Here is a 19,365-nt window from a genome sequence, read left to right on the forward strand (position 1 = left end):
CCGGCTCCGGGCCCCGCGTCACGACCAGGAGGCCACCACCAGCGACCTCTCCGCCGCCGCCAGGTGGACCGCCGAGGCGAGCCACGCCCGCGCGTAGCCGTCGGCCGAGGCGTCGGTGAGGCGGCCGAAGACGTCGCGGGGGCGACGGTCCGCCTCCGCCGTCAGGGCCTCCGCGAGCCGCGCCGCTCCGCCGAGTCCCGCCCGGCGCAGCGGCGCGAGGAGGGCCGCCGCGTCCGTCCCCCGCCCGGCCTCGGCCACGGCGCGCCGCCCGCCCGCGACCCCCGTCTCCAGGAGCCGCCGCACCCGCCACAGCGGCGCGTCCGCCAGTGGGTCCGGCACGGCGGCCGGCGGGCCGGGCCGCCCGGCGGCCGTCCCGCGCGGGACGTGCTCGCCCTGGAGCCGGTCGTAGCCCAGGTCGGCCCGTCCCAGCCACTCGTCCGGCAGCCGCAGCGTGTACGGGGCCCCCGGCACCGGGCCGACCGCCAGCGGCGCGAGCGTCGCCGCCCGGTCCGGGTCCGGACGGCCCAGGACCCGCAGCGCGAGGCCCGGGTGCTCCGCGATCCGGCGCAGGTTGGCGGCGTACGGCAGCTCCGGGTGGGGGTGGGCGGGGCGCAGCCGCAGCAGCGGCCCGTCCCCGGCGACACGGACCACGAGGTACTCCCCCACCGCACCGGCCACTTCCACGTCGCACCCCAGGAGCGCGGTTCCGGGCCCGTCGCTCTCCCCTGTGCCCCGGTCGAGCGCCGCGGCCGCCGCCTCGCCCACCGGCCGGGCGAACAGCGCCGCTGCGGGCTCCCGCGACCAGTCCGTCCCGCGCAGCGGCGTGGCGCTCACGCTCCGGCCCGCGCCGAGCCGCCCGTCCGCGGAGACGGTGGCGCCGACGATCAGCAGTCCTCCGCGCGCGAGGCCCGCGTGGTCGAGGACCGCCCCGCCGAGCGCCACGGACGCGGTTCCCGCGCCCCTGGCACGGGCCAGTCCCCCGGGCCGCACGTCGGACACCGTGTAGGGGGTGCCGTCCGGGCCCAGCAGGTGGGTGGTCACGCCCCCGTACCCGGTGGCGGACAGGACCGGCTCCCGGCACAGGCCGTACACCCGGAGGCTGCCGCCCTGTCCGTAGGCGCGGCGCGCCGTGCCGGTCGCACCGGGAACCGCCGTGCCCGAGGCGAGCGGTGCGGCCCCGGCCAGCAGGTCGCGGAAGGCGTCCGCGAGGTCGCCGAGGCGCTGCCCCCGGCTCCGTTCCCGCGCGGCGCGCAGTCCCCGCACGACGCGCAGCGCGGCGGCCTCGGCCCTGGGGAGCCCGGCGAGGCGGGCGGAATGGGCGGCGCGCAGCAGTTCCGCCTGGACGACCGCCCCGCCGGCCGTGACCCCCGCCGCCAGGGCCTCGGCGGCGGCTTCCCACAACGCGGTCGCGGCACGGACCTGCGCGGGGGTGGGCGGGGGCGCGGTGTCCCGGGCCGGCGCGGGGGTAGCGGAGGCGGGCGGGGTGCCGTGCGCGCTCCCGGAGGGCGCGGCCCGTCCGGTTCCGGTGTCCGTCGCCCCGGAGGGGTCGGAGAGGTCGGAGGATCCGGAGGGGCCGGGCGGTTCGGGCGGGGCCTGCGCGTCCGCGAGCGGCGCCGCGCCCAGGACCGCGGCGCGGTGGAGACAGCGCGGGGCCAGCAGGCAGGTGCAGCGCGCCTGTCCGGCGTCGGTGACCGTTCCGGAGGGGCCGGGGTCCAGGGTGACCACCGTGTCCTCGCCGAAGCGCACGGACAGGGCTCCGCCGGCGGTCCGGACGGCGCGTCCGGCACAGTCCGCGATCGCGGCGTCGAGTTTCCCGCGCAGCCGGGCGCTGAGCCGCTCGACGGCTTCGGCGAGGACGTCGGGGGCGACGGGCGGCAGGGGTTCGGGGCTCAACGGGGTTCTCCACGGAGGCGGTCGCCCACCCAGCGGGCGAGGGCGAACGGACTGAGGGCGGCCACCGGCATGCCGGCGGCGACGAGTTGGCGCGCCACCGGGACGGAGTAGCGGGGCGCCCCGGCGTCGTCGAGCGCCGCGCAGCCCAGCAGGTGCGCGCCGGAGGAGGCCAGCGCGCGCACCTCGCCCAGGAGGCCGGCCAGCGGCGCGCCCTCCTCGAAGTCGCTGACCACGACGACGAGGGTGCGGCTCGGCACGGTGATCAGGGAGCGGGCGTGCGCGAGGCCCGCCGCGATGTGCGTGCCTCCGCCGACCCGGACCTCCAGGAGCAGCGACAGGGGGTCGTCGACGCGGTCGGTCAGGTCCACCACCCGCGTGGAGAAGGCCAGGAAGTGCGTGGAGAGGGTCGGCACCCCGCCGAGCACGGCGGCGGTCAGCGCCGACCAGATCACCGACGCCTCCATCGAACCGGAGACGTCGACCACCAGGACCAGCCGCCAGTCCGCCTCCCTGCCCGCCCGGGTGCCGAACACCGGCCGTTCCGGCACGACGACGATCCGGCCGTCGTCCGCGCGCCGGGTGTGGGCGAGGTTGGCACGCAGGGTACGGGCGAGGTCGAGGCGGCCGCCGGGCCGGCGGGTGGGGCGCGGGGTGGCGAGCCCGGAGAGCGCGGGCCGCAGCCGGGTGGCCAGTTCCCGGGCCAGTTCGTCGACGAGCCGCTTCACCAGCGGGCGCAGCCGGGCGAGTCGGGCCTCGGGCATGCCGCCCGCCAGGGAGAGGACCGAACCCAGCAGCTCCACTGAGGGGCGCACCGCCGCCGGGTCCAGCTGGGTGAGCACGTCGGCGCGCCCCGCGTCGGCCGCCTCGGCCAGGACCTCTTCGCGCACGTCGGCCCCGAAGAGGGCCTCCAGTTCCCGCGACCACTCCCGGGCGGTGGGGAAGGACGGTTCCTGTCCTCCGCCCCGGCCGGACCCGCCGCCCTCCAGGTCGTCGGCGCCCTCGCCGCGTCCGGTGCCGTAGAGCTCGTCCAGGGCGCGGGCGTAGCGGCGGGCGCCGGTGGACAGCCGGTCCTCGTGGCGGCCGAGGAGGAGGCGCCACCGGTCGGCCGGGCCGAGCCGCCGGTCCCCCGGTGCTCCGGCCGCGTGCGCGTCCGGCGGACCGGTCACGGGTGCGGCGGCGCCCGGGGCGGAACGGAAGGCTCCGGAGGCGTCCGGCGCGGAGGGGAGTTTCCCGGGGGCGTCCCGGTCCGGGCCGGGAGACCCGGAGGCGTCCGGGACGGGCAGGGCCGACGCCTTCAGCGCGGCCAGGCCGGCCGCGTCGGCCGCCGTCCACAGGGCGAGCAGTTCGGGCGGGACGTCGAGGGAGAGGTCGAGCCGGTCCCCGAGCCGTTCGGTCACGGTCGTCAGGAGGCGCTCCCGGGCGGCCGGGGCCAGCGCGTCGAAGCCGCCGCGCAGGGCCGGGAGCCGGTCGAGGAAGTCCCGGTCGGACAGGGCGTCGATCCGGTCGAGGAGCGGGGTGAGCGCTCCCGGGGACACCTGGAGCAGGGGGCCCGCGGCCGTGAGCAGGCCCGTGAGGCGCTTCACCAGGGCCCGCCGTGCGGCAGGAGAGGTCGCGCCGTCGATCCAGCCCGCCACGCGCTCCCCGAGCCCGGTGGCCGGGTCCAGGTCGAGCATCACCCGTGCGGCCAGGGCCGCGCCCTGGATCAGCGGCGAGCCCTCGGCGGCGAGTCCGGCGAGGGCCCGGTCCATCCGGAGGCCCAGGTGCCGGGCGGCCGACCGGTCCGCGAGCGCCACGAGGGCGCCGGCGTCCGCGGGGGTGTCGCTCCCGGCGAGTCCGGGCAGCGACCGTACGGCGGCCTCCAGGAGGTCGCCCGTGAGCGCGCCCGCCGTGGCGCGGGCGCCCCGGGTGGTGCCGGGGTGGTGGCCGCGCCGCAGTCCCTCCAGGAGGTCCAGCGCCCGGAGGAGGTCGGGGAGGCCGGCGGTGCCGGGCAGCACGGCGGCCGCCTCGGCCAGCCGCGCGTCGACCAGCTCCGGCAGGTCGCAGCGGGCGGCGGCGGTGAGGCCGGTGAGGATCTGGTCCGGGGTGGGGCCGCCCTCGGCGGCTTCGCGGCGCGCGATCCCGGCCAGGGTGCCGGCGGCGGCCCGGTCGGCGGTGACTCCCCGGACCCCGGCGAGGTCGAGCCGCGCGGGCACGGACGGGTTCCAGGCCAGACGCCACTTGGTGCCGAGCGCCGTGCCGTCGCCGGTGGCCGCCACGGCGAGGGGTTCGCCGTAGGAGGCGCCGATGACGAGCAGGCGTTGCAGCAGGATCTCGCGGCGGCCGTCGAGGGGGGAACGGAGCGGGTCGAGGCGGACCTCGCGGGGTTCGGGGTCCGCCGGGCACGGCAGCTTCAGCCGGGCGAGTTCCTCCTCCACCGAGGGCCCGAGGCCGGAGCGGGGAGCCCGAGGGGCGGTCCGGCCGCGCGCGGCGCCGACGAACACGGTCTCCAGGGCGCGGGCCAGCGCCCGGCCCCGGCCCAGGGGTTCGCCCTGTCCGAGGACGGTGGTGACGGCTTCCAGGAGTTCTCCGCGTCCGGGCGCGGGGAGCCCGCGCAGCGTGGCCAGGTCGCAGGCCAGCCGCAGCGTCTCGGCGGCCTCGCCGGTGCCGGCGGTGTGGCCGGCGCGGCGCAGCTCCCGGCACAGACCGGTCACCGAGGCGGCGGCGGCCTCCCGGATCCGGCCGGGGTCGCCGGCGGCGGTGAACACGGCCTGCTGCCACAGCGGGTCGCGGATTCCGGCGGGGTAGCCGGACCGGGAGTCGAGCAGGTCGAAGGAGTACGGAACGAACGAGGTCACCGCTCCGTCCGTGGTCGCGGGGGCAACCTCGACCACCGGGGCCTCCGGGGGCGCGGGAGCCGTCCGGGCGCGGCCCCGGCCGGTCCCGGACGTCCCGGCGGCGCCCGGTCCCGCCGGGACCTCCGCGTCCGCGCCCGGACCCTCGTCCGGACCCGTGCCCGGGTCCTCGTCCGTGACCCGGCCCGCGTCCGTACGCGCGTCCGCGTCCCGGTCCGCGTCGGCAGCCGCCGGTGCGAGCAGGGCGGGTGCGTGGAAGGCGCCGATCACGGCGGCGACCCGGCGTCCTCCGGCCGAGGCCCCGGCGATCACCCGGCGCATCCGGGCTTCGCGGGCGAGGTCGGTGGCGGACACCGGGGCGTCGTCGCGCAGGGCCCAGCCCACGCCGAGGGCCGCACGGCGCACCGCTTCGGGGGAACAGCCGGGCGCCAGCACCTCCACGGTCCGGTCCCACATGTCCTCGCCGTCCCGGCCGGTGCCGGCGGCGGCGAGCGCCCCGGCGAAGGAGCGGCGCCCCTCCGCGTCCGGCCCGGTCCGGCGGGCGCTTCCGCCGGCCCCGCCCTCCGCGTCGGCGGCGGACGCGGGGGCGCTCCCCCCGTCCGTACCGTTCCCGGGGCCGGCCGCCTCCGGTCCGCGGCCGGTTTCCGCGCCCGCGGTCCGCTCCGCGCCGGGGTCCGGGCCCGCCGGCACGTCGATGCCCGGGAGGCCGTCCCCTCCCCCGTCGTGGCCGGCGTCCGGGTCCGACGGCGACCGGCCGGGGTCGGTCAGGGGGAGGTCGCAGCAGACGACCTCCGCCCCGTGGGCCCGTGCCCATCGCAGCGCCGCGAGTTCCGGCGAGAAGTCCGCGAAGGGGTAGAACGACAGGCGTCCGTGCCCGTCCGTCCCGGCCAGCGCGACGGGGGCGACGGTCTCCGGGTCCGTCAGGTGCTCCAGCCAGGGCTGGAAGTCTGCCGGCAGCTCCACGCAGACCACCTCGGCGCCCGCCTCGTCGAGGAGCGCGGGCACCACGGCCGCCAGGGCCGGGCTGTGGTGGCGTACCCCCAGCAGGTACGGGGTGCGCGACGCGGCCAGCGCGTCCACGGCCGCCCGGGGATCGGAGAGCGTCACCGCAGGCTCCCGCGCAGGTCCCAGAGGCGGCGCCACATGGCCGAGCCGTTCTCCGCCCGGCGGCGGACCGGACCGTCCCAGTAGCCGAGGAGGCGCGCGTGGTCGGCCGGGTCGTCCTTGCGGACGACGCCGAGGAGGTGGCCCGGCAGGAGGTCGAGGACGTCCCCGCCCGGGAGGTACGCGGCCGCGACCCCCAGCGACGCGGCGACCTGCACGGCTTCGGCGGTGGACATGACCGTGCCGGGCCGTTCCACGTCCCAGCCCTCGGTGGAGCGGCCGGACCGCAGGTCCCGGAAGACGGTGACGAGGGCGTCCAGGACCGCGTCGTCGACGCCGAAGGAGGCGCCCGCGCGCCGGACCGCCGCGACGGCCTGCCGGCGGACCAGGGCGGCCTCGGTGTCGGCGTCGGCGATCGGGTCCACCGTCTCGAAGTTGAACCGGCGCTTGAGCGCGGCGGACATCTCGGAGACTCCCCGGTCGCGGAGGTTGGCGGTGGCGATGACGGTGAATCCGGGCGCGGCGGCGACCACCGCGTCCTCGGTGGAGGTCAGCTCGGGGACGGTGATCCGGCGGTCGGAGAGGACGGAGACCAGGGCGTCCTGGACTTCGGGCAGGCAGCGGGTGATCTCCTCGACGCGCACCACCCGGCCGGTGCGCATCGCGGCGAGCACCGGGGAGTCGACGAGGGCCCCCGGGGTGGGGCCCTGGGCGAGCAGCAGGGCGTAGTTCCAGCCGTAGCGGAAGGCGTCCTCGGTGGTTCCGGCGGTGCCCTGCACGGTGAGGGAGCTGGTGCCGCTGACGGCGGCGGCGAGCAGTTCCGAGAGCATCGACTTGGCGGTGCCGGGTTCGCCGGTGAGCAGCAGGCCGCGCTCGCCCGCGAGGGTGACCACGCAGCGTTCCACCAGGGCGCGTTCGCCGACGAACTTGGGGGCGATCGCCAGCTTCGGCGGCAGGTCCGCGCGGCGCTCGGGCAGGGCCAGTTCCACGCCGTCGCTGCCGCAGACGAACGTGACGACCGCGCGGGGGGTCAGCGCCCAGCCGGGCGGGCGCGGGCCGGGGTCCTGGGCGGCGAGGAAGGCGAGTTCGGCGGCGTGGCGCTCCTCGGCCGGCCGGACCTGCCGGGCGGGGGCGGGCTGTTCGGTGACGGTCATGCGGGGTTCCTCCGGGGGTGGGTACGGGTGACCGGCGCGGCGCACCGGATGGGGTGCGCCGCGCCGTCGTCGGGGGCGTGGCTTCCGGCCGTGCCGCCCCCGCGGACGGCGGCGGGCGCGGGCCCGCCGTGTCGTCGCCGGGGCCGGCGGCCGGTCGGCGGCGGTCCGTCAGCGGCGGCGCCTGGTGCGCCGGACCTTCAGTTCCTCGAAGCGGGGGACGTCGCCGTCGAGGACCCGCCGCCAGGCGCGGGCGAACAGTTCGGCGGCCGGTTCGACCGGCACCAGGACGCCCAGGACCGGCCTGTCGTCCGCGACCGGTCCGTACATCGGCAGCTTCCACCGCTCGACCGGCGGCACCGGCGTCTTCTGCTCGGACCAGGCGCCGGGCAGGAACAGCGACCGTCCCGCCCTGGCCCGTACCGCCGACACCACCAGGTCGGTGGCGGCCAGTTCGGCACGGGCCGCCTTGAGCCGGGCCGGCTTCCACCCCGTCCACCGGGCGGTGTTGCGGTCGGTGGGGTCGGGCAGGGCGAGCAGCATCAGGTACAGCGCCGCCGCGTCGGCCCCCAGGCCGTGGGCCGTGGCGACCTCCGCCACCAGGCCGGGCACCGAACGGGACGGGTCCTGCGGCCACCAGGTGCCCTCACGGTCCGTCCCGCCGGCCGCGGGCGCGCCCGGGTCGGCGAGGAGCCGTGCGAACGCCGGGTCGTACGCGCGCCGCAGCGCCGTCTCGATCCCGGTCGGTTCCTGGCCGGGGCCGCGCAGCGCCGCCAGGTGGGGGTCGGAACCGGTGGAGTCCAGCAGGACGGTCCGCAGGGCCGGCCGGGGCCGGTCGTCGTGGGTGGCCATGAGGACCGCGCCGTACCGTTCGTGGTCCGGCGCCGTCTCGGTCGGGGTGCCCGCCACCTTCCGGAAGTCCGGGAGGCTGGTGTAGTGCCCGGCGGGGAGGAGGAGCGCGGGTGAGGCCAGGCGCTGTCGTACGGCGGTGAGCGCGCCGGGCAGCGCCGCCCGCACGGGGTCGCCCGCGGGCAGCCGGTGGGCCAGCCAGGCCGTCAGGGCCACCGCGCCCGTCAGGACCGCGTCGGTGAACGGGTGGTCGACCGGTTCCACGGTCGTCGGCCGGTCCCCGGAGATGTGCCAGGCCACGTCGGTGCCGAGTTCGGGCGACGACACGGGGTCGAGGAGCGCCGGGAGGGCCCGGTGGACGGGCCAGCCGCCCCGGACCGCGCGGACGGCCTCGCCCAGGAGCGCGTCGGGCACCCGGGCGCGCCGCCCCACGCGCGCGTTCCAGACGGCCGCCGCCGACGCCACGTCGGGGCCCTCGCTCCACAGGCGCGCGGGGTCGTCGGGCAGGAGGGCCGCCACCACGGCGCGCCGCACCTCGACCGGGAGCGCGCGCAGCTCGCCGCGGGCGTGGTTGGCCTCGGCCGCCTTCAGGCCGAGGGTGGTGCGCAGCTCCGTCGGCAGGAAGGCGCTCTCCCATCTGTCCACGTTCGGCATGCCGGCGAGGACGAGCCGGGCCAGCGCTCCGGAGGCTCCGGTGAGCCGGCTGAACTCTTCGGCCGCTTCCGGGAAGAAGGGGGCCGCCGTCCGGCCCTCCGCCTCCCGCAGGAAGGCGGTGAGCCAGCCGGGGTCGCGCCCGCGGTCGCCCACCGGCGCCGCGCCGCGCAGGGTGTACGGGCCGGGTGCCTCGAAGCGGCCGTCGGGGTCGTGGAACAGTGCCTCGAACTCCCGCCCGTCGGGGACACCGCTGTCGTTCTCGGTGATACCGAGGACCGCTCCGCCGCCCAGCGGGAGGACGGTGGCGTGCGAGACGGAACGCTCCTGGCCGTCGGGGGCGAGCAGGTGGGGAGCGGCGAGGTGGAGCGTCACCCGGCGCCAGTGGGCGGCCGATTCCGCCGCCGAGGCCAGTCCCAGGGCGTCGATCCGGCCGAGCACGCCGAGCAGCGCGGCCCGGTGCGCGGCGGCGCTGCCGGGTGCGACGGCCCGGTAGGCGATCAGGGCCGGCCGGTCCAGGAGGGGGACGAAGGACAGCGGGGAGTACGGCAGGGAGGGCAGGTCGTAATGGAGCCTGCCGGGCGGGGCCGTGGCGGAGGTGTCGGCCCGCGCCGCCGCCAGTCCGTCCAGGAAGCGGTGGACCACGTCCGTGCCGGCGCCCCGGCCGTAATAGCCAGAGGCGGTGAGTCCGTCGAGCGCCTCGCCGAGGAGTTCGTCGGAGGGGCCCTCGACGCGGGTCTCCGCGGGCCCGGCCGCCGGGTCGAGGCGCGCGGCCACGGCGTCCAGGTCCTTCTGCTGCGCCACGGCGAACAGCACGGTCTTCGCCACGCCCGCGACCAGTTCGGGCGCGGTGATCCCCGGGAACGCGGCGGCCACCAGGTCGGGAACGTCCGCCGCGCGCTCCGCGAGGACGGCCGCCTTCAGCAGGGTGCCGGCGGTCTCCGCGTCGGCGGCGCGCAGCGCGGCCGATCCCCGGGGGTCGCGCGGGCGCAGCGCGTACAGGTGGGACACGGGCGGCAGGGGTCCGGCGGCGGTGCGGTACATGTCGCTCCGGTCGCCGTCGGCCGTCGTGGTGATCACGCCGTCCGGGTCGGTGAGCGACAGCGTCCGCCACTGCCGGGTCAGCGCCCTGGGGCGGTCGTCGCCGGGGAAGGTCAGGAGGGCGACCGGCATCTCGGAGCCCTCGGGGAGGGAGACGCCGCGGCCCGCGGTGTCGTCGGCGCGCCAGCCGTCGCCGGGGACGCGCAGGACGCGCCAGCCCAGCAGGCCGCCGGGGAGCGTGCCCAGGGCCGAACCGTCCACCGCCGGGGCGGGCCGCATCCACGAGGAGTGCGCGGCCAGTTCGGCGCCGGGGGCGTGGCAGCGGGTCGCGTCGGCGAGGAAGCCCGGCCGGGAGCGCCGGCCCCGGGTGCCTTCGGCGGGGTCGTACTCGGTCCAGCCGCTGTCGCCGTCCCCCTCGTTCCCCTCGCCCCTCTCCCAGACCCAGTACGAGGTGCCGTCGGAGAGCACCGGTACTTCCCGGGGCAGCTTCGTGTCGCCGGCGTGCAGGACCCCGCCGCCGGTGGTGCGTCCGCCGCCGGGGAGCGGCAGGCTGGGGTGTCCGGAACGGACGGACCAGTAGCTGACGTCGCCGTCCAGGGTGAGCACGCGGTCGGGCGCGGTGTGCCAGTAGCCCTCCGCCGGGCCGTCGCCGTAGCCGGTCCAGAAGACCAGGAGGGCTCCGTCGACGTAGTGGAAGCCGTACCGGCGGGAGGAGTGTCCGGCGGGTGCGCGCAGGTCGTGCGTGAGGACGGTGGAGTCGGCGCCGACGACTCGTACCTGGTGGGCGTTGGCGACGATCAGGTGCGGCCACGCCTCGACGACGGTGAGGTCGTCGGGGCTGCCGCGTCCGGGGGCCAGTTCGGCGACCGCCTCCTCCCACGCGGGCCAGTGGAGCTCTTCCCACAGGCCGCCCCGCAGGGTGCGTGCCAGGATCGCGCCGAGGTCGGCGGAGGCCGCGGCGGCGACCTCGTCCGGTGCGAGCGCGAGGACTTCGGCGGGCAGCCACGACAGGCGCGCGATCGCCCCGGGCAGTCCGGGCAGTCCGGCCGCCACCGAGGCGCGGGCGACGTCGCGCATCCACTCGGTGAGCATCGGACGGCCGCCGGCGGTGGCGGCGAGCCGGCGCATCACGTCGGTTCCGGCGGTCCCGCCGCAGCCGTCCGCGGCGCGCCGGAAGGCGGGCCGGAAGCGCGGGTCGGCGGCGATCGCGGCCAGGTCGCGGGGGGCGTCGCCGCGCGCCCAGTCCGACAGGTTGAGGGAGGCTCCGCTCCTCTTCCGGGTCTCCGGTTCCGGGTCGGCGACCGGGATGTCCAGGGAGAGCAGCAGGTCGAGGAGGTCGAGGTCCTCGACGCCTATCCGCAGGCAGCTCCGGCCCCCGGGGCGGGCCGCCAGGTCGGCGCGCAGCCGTCCGGCCGCCCGGTCCACCAGGTCGAGGAGGGCCGGCAGGGCGGGGCGGCTGCCCCAGCCCCGGTGCCGGGCGGCGTGGAAGCGCTCCAGCCAGCCGGCCGTACCGTCGGCGCAGCGTTCCTCCGGCGGCGCGTCCGCGTCGGTCAGTCCGGCGTCCGCCCCGGACTCCGTGAGCATGTCCAGCCACAGCTCGCCGAGTCCGGCGTCGTCGGACGCCGGCATCATCCCCAGGAGCGTGCCGCGTACGGCCGGGACGCGGCGCGCCAGGGCGGTCAGCGCGGCCCGGTGCGTCTTCCACCATCCTTCGGCCGCCCGCAAAGTGGCCGGCAGCGGCAGGAGGTCGGTGAGGTAGTCCTGTTCGGCCTCGGCTGCGGACAGGCCGGCGGCACGGGCCAGGCGCCGCAGCTCCGCGGTGACCTGCGCGGAGGGGGCGAGCCCGCCCGCGGTCCGGCGCACGCACAGCCGCCGGAAGCGCTCGTACGCCTCCGCGGGGGCGAGCCGGGCGGCGAGGTCCTTGCCGTATCCGGCCAGGACCTTCACCGGGAGCGCGCCGGCCAGGGCGAATTCGAGGAAGACGGCGTCGAGCCGGTCCTCGTTGACGGGGAGGCCGTGCTGGGCCTCGCTGGTGCGGGCGCGGGCGAAGAGCTGCCCCGCGTACGTGGTGTTGTCGACGCCGAGGAAGACCCGGGCGGCCTGCTCGTAGAAGACGGGCAGGAAGTGCGGGACGGCCGAGGCGAGCCGGCCGGCGAGTTCGTGGCAGGCGTCCAGGGCGGCCTTGGGCCTGGTCCTGGCCTGCCGGGCGAGGCGGTCGAGCTCCGGTACGACCGCGAGGGCGTGGTGGCCGTCCTCGGGGTGGTGCACCAGGACCCATTCGGGGAAGCCCAGCTCCCGGCGGTGGCCGAGGCCCACGACGGCCGGTTCCCCGTGGGGTTCGAGGCCGAGGAAGCCGGCGGCGAGGTCCTCGGCGGGGCCGAGTTCGGCCGCGGCCAGCCGGATGACGACCCGGTCGTCCCCGAGGACCGGATGGCGGTAGGGCCGGGCGGTCAGTTCGACGGCCGAGGCCCCCGCTCCCCCGGTGCCGGCCGGGAGCACCGCTCCGGCCCTGAGCAGGTCCGCGCCGTCGCGGGCGCCGCCCGGGGCGGCGAGGGAGTTCCTGTCGGAAGCGGTCGTGCCGGTCACGCGTCCCCACCCTTTTCGATCGTGCGGCCGGCGTACAGCGCCGCGGCCATGCGCATTCCCTCGGACCAGGCCACCGGTCCGACCTCGTTCAGCCGTACGGCGCGGCCCTCGTCGTCGTGCCAGCCGAGCCCGCCGGTCTCCGTCTCGCCGTCCCAGTAGGGCTCCCCGATCCACACGGACGCCTCCGCGGCGCGGCCCCCGTCACGGACCCGGCAGGTGGCGTAGCCGCCGGACACCCGGTAGCCGAGCGAGGTCGCGCGGGCCGCGAGGCCGAAGCGCGAGGCGAACCTGCCGCCCGCGTAGTCCCGTACCTCCGTCGCCGTCCCGGGGTGGGCGCCGGCCGGCCGGACCCAGGTGGCCCGGTGGATCTGCTCCACCCGCTGGGTGATGCCGAGTTCGGCCGCGAAGTCCCGCACGTCGTCCAGGTCGGGGAGGAGCACCGGGTGCGGGAGCGTCACGGTGCGCGGGGAGAGGCGCACCGTCTCGCCGTCGAGGTCCACCACCTTCAGCCCGCCGTCCGGGGTGGCGTCCCGCAGGAAGCCGACCTCGTCCGGGTCGTCGCCCACCACCGCCATGTCGCGGAGGGCGGAGCGCCACGCCTCGTCCGGCCACACCCGGGCGATCAGCTCGGTGGGCACGGGGAGCGAGGACACCATCCAGGTGTCCACCTGGGCCACGCACGCGGCCACGTGCCGGTCCAGCCACTCGGCGAGCCGCCTCAGCCGGTCGACCTCGGGATGGTCGCGCAATGCCTTCGGCAGCGTCTTCAACTGCCGTCCCCCGGCGCGTCGTGCCACCACGCGTCCGTCCTCGAGGGTGATCTCGTACCCCTCGTCCGCCGCAAGCCATGCCATCGGCCGTGCCCCTCCGCCTGTCCGTCGGAAACCGCGCAGCCCGGACCACGGGGACGACGCCCCTGGACTGCGGTATGGCGGGGAGACTAGCCAGGGCCACTGACAACGGGCTCCGGGCTCTCTCCGCCGGGCGGCGGCGGGACCGTTCCCGGGCGTACGGCGCGGGGACATCCGGACGACGGCCGGGAGCAGTTGGGGGGGTGGGACACGGTCGTGCGAACGGACCTCGGCCGAACGGAGGCCGCCGCGCGGGAAGACCGTGCGGAGTGTGGACGCGTACGGTCGTCGGGCTCTGCTCCGGATGGACGGCGAGACGCCGTTCCTGTCGCGGTTCGACGACGGGTGGCGGTGGGTCGGTGCCGCCGGGTGCGTGCCGGAGGAGGACGACTCGCCCCATCGCCGCGCGCTGAAGGGGGCGTGACGCGCGGACGACGTTCGCCGCGTACGTGCTGGCCGTCCTGCGAGGTCTCGGCTGCTTCACCGCGATCGGGCCGAGGGGTCGAAGCCCGTGGGCGCCGCGCACGACGCCACCGGCGCGAAGGGCTGACGGGCGGGTCGGGCCGTAGGGGGAAGAGACCGCTGTCCGGGCAGGAGGGGAAAGACCCGGACAGCGGCACCCGGCCCCTGCCCGGTCGGACGGGGTCCACTCGTCCGGGCCGCACGTCGTCTGCGCCGGGCGGGCGCGGGGGCGCCGTCCCCCGTGGGCGCCGGGCCGTGCCGTGCCGCCCAGGGCGGCCCCGGGCCGCTCACCCGGGTCACGGCCCTGGAGCTGGGCGAGTGCGGCGTCACCGTCGGCTCCGTCGCGCCGGGCGAGATCGTCCCTCCGACGACCGGCCGGGGGACGAGGACGTGCGGTCCGTGCCCCGGCCCGGCGTTCCTCTCGGCCCGCCGGGGGACGCCCGCGAGGGGGCCGCCGCGGTGGCCATCCTGGCCAGGTCCGGCGCGTCGTACGTGACCGGGCGTCCCGGGCGGCGGACGGCGGATGCTCCTCATGGGGCCGATGGCCGGCTCATCCCTGACGTCCGACGACCGGCGCCCCCCTGGGGGCCGCCCGCTCCGCCCGTCCGTCCCGTGGACGGGCGGGTGCGGGACGGACGGGTGCGGGACGGGTGGTCGGCAGGACGGCGCCGGACCGCCGGCTTCCCGGCTTCCTAGGGCTCGTCCACCGTGGCGTCCGCCCCGGTGTCCACGTGCATCGCCGCCTCCTCGGCCGGCGCGGCCCAGTCGTCCGGGCCGACGTCCCGGGCGACCGTGCGGTTGCCCGTCTCCCTCGGGGTCTCGACCGGGGTGAGCCGTCCCGCCCTGGTGGCACCGGCCTGCTCGTCGACGGGTTCGCCCGTGCCGCCCGGGAGGTCGCCGATGCTGTCGCCCGCCGGGGGCTGCGCGTCGGGAACCTCCTGGGCGAGGCGGTCGTCGAGCGGTTCGCCCTCCCGCTGCTCCCGCTGGGTGGTGCCGAAGCGGTTCACTCCGCGCGGGCGCTCGGGCGGCGAGTAGCCGGGGCCGGACATGTCCTCCAGCGGGTCCGTCAGGATCGCGTTCTCCGGATCGAGCTCGTCGGTGGGAGGGTTGTCCACGTCGGAGTGGGTGGGCTGGTAGACATCGTCGCCGCGGGCCTCGTCCGTGTCGGGCTCGTTGCGGTCCATGACGGTTCCTTTCCGGTTCTGCTGTCTGTACGAGTGGCCCGGGCGGTCCCGGGAGCGGCCGACCGCTCAGCGAGCGATCAGGACGATCGCGTACACGAGGAAGAACAACGCGCACAGGGCGACCACCACCCACAGGGCGACGAGCGGGCCGGCCGCCCATCCGCGCCGGAGGGGCCGGTAGGGGCCGGTCCCCGTTCCCGTTCCGGACTCGGCCGGTGGCGTCTCGCCCGGTGCGACTCCGCCACCGGCGTCGACGCCGGGTGTGTCCCGGGGGTCGGGGTCGGGATTGCTCGGACTGGTCATGGCGTCGATCTCCCTCCGGAATGTCGCACGGCCGATACGCGACTACCCGACCGATGGGGCCTTATCCCAGGTACGGGGGTCCTTCGCGTCGCGGACGGGGGTCCTCCGCTTCGCGGACGGAGGGCGGGAAGCCGCCGGGGCGGGTGCTCGGGGCGGGGAGGCACCGGCACGGAAACGCGCCGGAGCGGGAACCCGGGCCCCTCTCCCCCACCCGCGTGCCCTTCGGCGGCCCGGGACGGCCGTCCCCGAAGCGCGCCGCGGCCCCGGGCCCGGAGGGCGCGGGGCCGGGGTGGCGGGCCGATCAGTGGGCGGCGGCCCCGAACTCGGCGTGCTGGGCGCGCAGGGCGAAGTCGGACTCCTCCCCGAGCGGTTCCCCGAGCGAGCGGCGGCGCGCTTCGGCGCTCGCCTCCCGCATCAGCGCACGGAACTCCTCGTCCGTGAGCCGACGCCGTTCACCGGTCGTCCGCCGGTCGGTCTTTCTCATGCCGGGCCTCCTTGCGGTCGTGTTCCTCCGTCTCCGCGACTACCCCGTGCGACGCCCGGCAGACGGTCCGGCCCGTCGCGCAACGGGCGGGACCCCGTGCTGCCGGGGCGGGGCACCGCCCGCGCCGGGCGTCTTCGTACATCCGGAGGAGCCGGTCACGGGAGGCGTATGACCGGGCGCTCTCCGGGTAGACGCGGCCCCACCCCTCGAAAGGACCGTCGCGCCCAGTGGCGAGGACAGGAGCAGGCGATGAACCTCATGGAAGACCCGGCCGCGCCCCGGCCGACGGAGGCCGGGGCGGGCCTCGCGCCCGCCGGTCCGGACGGTGTGTCCGCGGGCTCCGGATCTCCCGCGCCCCGGAAGGCTCCGGACACGGCGGACGCCGGACCGCGAGGAGCCCACGAGGGCGACGCGACCGCACTGCCCCCCGACCACACCCAGGCGATCCTGGAGACGACGAAGCAGGTGGGGGCCGTCCTGAAGACGACGGGGTGTCCCTTCGCCCTGATCGGCGGCGTCGCCGCCTACGCCCACGGCATTCCGGTCCGGCTCCAGCACGACACGGACTTCGCGGTGCGGCGGGAGGACGCCGAAATCGTCACGGAGGCCCTGCGGAAGCACGGCGTCCGGATCGTCGATCCTCCGGAGGACTGGCTGGTGAAGGCCCGTTCGGGCGGCGAGGAGATCGATCTGATCTTCGCGCTCGCGGGGCGGCCGGTCACGACCGAACTCCTCGAACGGGCCCAGACGCTCCCGGTGGACTCGGTCCACATGCCGGTGCTCGCGCCGACCGACCTCATGGTCTCCCGACTGCTGGCCTTCTCCGAGCACCACTGCGACTTCGGCGCCCTGCTGCCGGTCGCACGGGGGCTGCGCGAGCGGGTGGACTGGGAACAGGTGCGCCGGGAGAGCGAAGGCGCCCCGATGGCCGAAGCCTTCCTCCACCTCCTCGAACTGCTGCACGTCCTGCCGACCCATGGCCCCGCAGGTCACGGGGGGACGGGCCACTCGTAGGTCGCCACACCGCTGCACGTGTGCCCGAGTGCCCTTCTTGGATGCGCCACGAGACTGCTGAAGCCGTCGCTTCCCGGGATCGGGGTGCCGTCGACGATGACGCGGTCGCCTTCACCGAGACCGGCGAGCCCCTCGTGGAGGCCGGGAACCCGGTCGGCCTCCACGTCCAGGGCTTCGTGGAGTCACCGCACCGACGACGCGGGCCCCGCCTCGTCACCGCACCCACCGAGCAGCCCGTTTCGCCTTCCAGTACAGGAGGAAAGAGGCTCAGCCGATCCGTCGGTCTGCGTCCTCGTCGGCGGTCGTGGCGCTCCATTCGGCCTTGGTGGCGGCGGGCTCGCTGCGACTGCGCACGTAGTCGGCGAAGGACTGCGGATTGTTGAGGTGCTCCAGCTGGCCGGACGGGACACTGTCGGCGTCGACGAACTCGTAGGTCTTCCCTCGGACGGGCCCGGAGGGCGGAGGCGGGCCGGCGTGCGTGCTCGTGGTGGCGGTGGTGAGCAGGACGGTCACGGTCGTGAGTGCGGTTCTCCGCGGGAGAGGGAAGCGGGCCATGGTGAGGGGAGCCTTTCTGAGGGGAATCGCGCGGACGGTCGCCGCAGGCCGAGGGAGAGGACAGGAATTGTCCACCGGCCGGGTCGTGGGCAGCCGGGGCGGTCGCCCGGACCCCCACTCGAAGGGCCGGGAGCTGTCGTACAGAACGATCTCGCCGGGCCGCATGACCGCGCTTCGCCTCGCCTGGTCGACGCGCTGCCGTCCCGAGACGATCACGGCGAGCCGGTACAGCTCCGGGTCCGACTGCCGTGTCAGCCGCGGCGAACGGTAGGACACCAGGGCCGACGCGGTGGTCTCCGCCCGGGCGTTCGTCCTCTGGCCGGGGGCAGGCAGGTGGTCTCCAGGACGGTCAGCATGACGGTTTCCCCGTGACGTCATCGGTGGTGCGGTGGTCACCCCGCAGTGTCGGCCGTCCTTCCGGTCCGCAAAAGAAGTTTTCGCGTCAATCGGGTTGTGCGCCGTACGCCGAGCAGTGTGCGCCGCACGCTCACGCCGGGGGGCGGAGGACGGGCAGGCTCGGACCACGCCATCGGCCTCCAGACGGACGGCTCCACCGACGAAGGAGGAGAACGTCCCGTGCGGACCTCGTACAAGTTCGGTCTGGCAAGCGGCCTCCGCGATGCCCGGTCCGGTCGGCGTGCTCGCCCCCACCTCGTCGGCCCAGGCCCGGACGGTCGCGGCGCCGTCCGACAGGACGCGGGCCCGCATGGGCAACATGAGCAAGCAGCTCATCTTCACCACTCGGGGCGCCCCCTCGTCGGACGCGTACGGCGACCGGGCACCTGTCCGGTTCTGGTACCTCGACGCCTGCCAGGACGACCGCCGTGCGCCCTGGTCGCGAGCGCCGTGGACGCCGGATCGCGGTCCCGGCCCGCCCCTCGACGGTCTCGTGCCCGGTACCCCGCGCACTCCGCGGGGTACCGGGCACGAGGCCGTACGGTTACGACGCGTTCCCCGAGCCGTCCTGGCCCCCGAGGGCCCGGATGATCGCCGTCGAGAAGGCGTCGAGGTCTCCCGGGTTGCGGGAGGTGATCAGGGGGTGGCTCCCGGAGGTGTCCACGACGACCTCCTCGTCCACCCAGGTCGCGCCCGCGTTCTCGAGGTCGGGGCGGAGCGACGGGTAGGAGGTCAGCCGCCGCTTCCCCGCGAGTCCGCTGTCCACGAGGAGCCACGGGCCGTGGCAGATGGCGGCCACCGGCCGGCCCGCTCCGGCGAGGGCCGAGACCAGACGGCGTGCGTCGCCGTCGGTACGGAGCTGGTCGGCGTTGACGGTACCGCCCGGCACGACCACGGCGTCGAACTCGTCCGGGGTCACCTCGGCCAGGGTCGTGTCCGGCTGGACGACGGAGCCCGGGTCCTTGTCCGAGACGAGGGTCTGGACGCCCTCGTCCTTCTGCGCGGCGACCGTGACGCGGGCCCCCGCCTCACGGAGGGCGGCCACCGGCTTCTCCAGTTCGTCCTGCTCCGTTCCGTAGTTCGTCGTGAGGACGAGTACGTTCTTTCCGTCGAGCGACACTGTCTGTTCCTCTCTGAACTCTCTGAAAATCTCCGAGCCCGAAACTCTCCGAGCCCTTGGGACCGGGTCTCCCCCGTCCGTGCGCCTCACCCTGACCCGCAGGTCCGAAACCTCGCATACCGGGCGGGCCGCCCGGGCTATTCGATGTCGCGGGACTCCGCGGTCCTGCGCCGCACCCAGTGGGCGAGGGCGCCGAGGACGGCGAGGAGGGTCAGGGCCCACACGACGGCGAAGGCCCAGACGAACGCCGTGGCCCCGGTGGTCGCGGCGAGGACGAGGAGGACGAGGGTCAGGGCCACCAGGGCGGCCAGGCCGAGGGCGGGCAGCCGGCGGCGCACGCGGACCGCCCGGGACGGGGACGACCGGAGGCCCCGGCGCCCGGGGGCCGGCCGCCGGGGAGGAGCGGGATCGTCCCGTTCGAGGCGTGCCTCGATCTCCGCGAGGACACGTCGCTCGTACGCCGAGAGCCGGACCTCTCCCATCGCGGACACCTCCTCCTGGGTGGCGCTTGCAGCATGGGGTTCCACGGCCGAAGCGGTCGCGTCAGAGCCCTGCGACTACCCTAGAGAACTGGGTCAAACCACACAAAACCGGGCATCATTCTTGAGGATGTCCGCCCGGTGGGCACCCGCCGTCGCTCACGCGCAGAGGCGGTGGAGGCCCGCCGTCATCGTCGAAGGAGCCCCATGTCCACCGCCGGAAACCGCTCCGCCCGCCCCCTCGGCGCCGGCCCGGGACCCGAACCGGGGACCTCCGGGAATCCGGGGGCGGCGGTGCGTCGGGCGGCGCTGGGCGACCTGCCCGAGCTCACCCGCCCCACCACCATCTCCACCGACGACGCCCAACCCCTCTCCGCCGCCCTCCTCACCCGCCTCAACCAACTCCCCGAA

At 76.8% G+C, this 19,365-nt stretch carries 12 protein-coding genes and 2 pseudogenes; 2 read left to right on the top strand and 12 right to left on the bottom strand.

The window, feature by feature from the left end; all coding sequences use genetic code 11:
• Nucleotides 1–18: 18 nt before the first annotated feature.
• The 8 genes from ACZ6AQ_RS27645 to ACZ6AQ_RS27680 form a co-directional block, all read right to left on the bottom strand.
• On the bottom strand, nt 19–1,893 hold the full coding sequence (locus tag ACZ6AQ_RS27645) for a hypothetical protein (RefSeq protein WP_468763354.1): 1,875 nt from the start codon (nt 1,891–1,893) through the stop codon (nt 19–21).
• Complete coding sequence (locus tag ACZ6AQ_RS27650; RefSeq protein ID WP_468763355.1) at nt 1,890–5,831, bottom strand: vWA domain-containing protein; 3,942 nt, start codon at nt 5,829–5,831, stop codon at nt 1,890–1,892. Before ACZ6AQ_RS27650 ends, ACZ6AQ_RS27645 begins: the two co-directional genes overlap by 4 nt.
• A complete protein-coding gene (locus ACZ6AQ_RS27655; RefSeq protein ID WP_468763357.1) occupies nt 5,828–6,982 on the bottom strand; it encodes an ATP-binding protein in 1,155 nt (384 codons plus the stop codon). Before ACZ6AQ_RS27655 ends, ACZ6AQ_RS27650 begins: the two co-directional genes overlap by 4 nt.
• Nucleotides 6,983–7,150: 168 nt before the next feature.
• Nucleotides 7,151–12,106 (bottom strand): DNA-binding protein, encoded by a 4,956-nt coding sequence (locus tag ACZ6AQ_RS27660; protein WP_468763359.1) that lies wholly within the window; start codon nt 12,104–12,106, stop codon nt 7,151–7,153.
• Nucleotides 12,103–12,960, bottom strand: coding sequence for a DUF4132 domain-containing protein (locus ACZ6AQ_RS27665; RefSeq protein ID WP_468763360.1), 858 nt, complete (start codon nt 12,958–12,960; stop codon nt 12,103–12,105). The genes ACZ6AQ_RS27660 and ACZ6AQ_RS27665 overlap by 4 nt, the downstream gene beginning before the upstream one ends.
• Before the next feature lie 1,151 nt (nt 12,961–14,111).
• The gene (locus ACZ6AQ_RS27670) at nt 14,112–14,603 is read right to left on the bottom strand and encodes a DUF5709 domain-containing protein (RefSeq protein ID WP_388698050.1); all 492 of its coding nucleotides are present in this window, start codon (nt 14,601–14,603) and stop codon (nt 14,112–14,114) included.
• 66 nt (nt 14,604–14,669) lie between these two features.
• Nucleotides 14,670–14,906, bottom strand: coding sequence for a DUF6480 family protein (locus ACZ6AQ_RS27675; RefSeq protein WP_388698052.1), 237 nt, complete (start codon nt 14,904–14,906; stop codon nt 14,670–14,672).
• Nucleotides 14,907–15,207: 301 nt separating this feature from the next.
• Nucleotides 15,208–15,390 carry a hypothetical protein gene (locus ACZ6AQ_RS27680; RefSeq protein ID WP_388698055.1) on the bottom strand — a complete coding sequence of 61 codons (183 nt, stop codon included), beginning with the start codon at nt 15,388–15,390 and terminating at the stop codon, nt 15,208–15,210.
• A 249-nt stretch (nt 15,391–15,639) separates the two neighbouring features.
• On the opposite strand from ACZ6AQ_RS27680, the gene ACZ6AQ_RS27685 reads away from it, so the two are divergent.
• Complete coding sequence (locus ACZ6AQ_RS27685; RefSeq protein WP_468763362.1) at nt 15,640–16,404, top strand: nucleotidyltransferase family protein; 765 nt, start codon at nt 15,640–15,642, stop codon at nt 16,402–16,404.
• A 74-nt stretch (nt 16,405–16,478) separates the two neighbouring features.
• On the opposite strand, the pseudogene ACZ6AQ_RS27690 reads toward ACZ6AQ_RS27685, so the two are convergent.
• The 4 genes and pseudogenes from ACZ6AQ_RS27690 to ACZ6AQ_RS27705 form a co-directional block, all read right to left on the bottom strand.
• Nucleotides 16,479–16,580: pseudogene (locus tag ACZ6AQ_RS27690) on the bottom strand (IS5/IS1182 family transposase); the annotation flags it as partial.
• Between the two features lie 91 nt (nt 16,581–16,671).
• Complete coding sequence (locus tag ACZ6AQ_RS27695; RefSeq protein ID WP_468763363.1) at nt 16,672–16,917, bottom strand: hypothetical protein; 246 nt, start codon at nt 16,915–16,917, stop codon at nt 16,672–16,674.
• Between the two features lie 982 nt (nt 16,918–17,899).
• Nucleotides 17,900–18,475: a type 1 glutamine amidotransferase domain-containing protein gene (locus ACZ6AQ_RS27700; RefSeq protein ID WP_468763365.1), complete on the bottom strand. Its 576-nt coding sequence runs from the start codon at nt 18,473–18,475 to the stop codon at nt 17,900–17,902.
• A 137-nt stretch (nt 18,476–18,612) separates the two neighbouring features.
• A complete protein-coding gene (locus ACZ6AQ_RS27705) occupies nt 18,613–18,957 on the bottom strand; it encodes a DUF3040 domain-containing protein (protein ID WP_468763366.1) in 345 nt (114 codons plus the stop codon).
• Nucleotides 18,958–19,161: 204 nt separating this feature from the next.
• Between ACZ6AQ_RS27705 and ACZ6AQ_RS27710 the strand changes: the two are divergent.
• Nucleotides 19,162–19,365, top strand: a pseudogene (locus ACZ6AQ_RS27710) (hypothetical protein); the annotation flags it as partial.

The sequence above is a fragment of the Streptomyces sp. NPDC041191 genome (genome assembly GCF_055591945.1).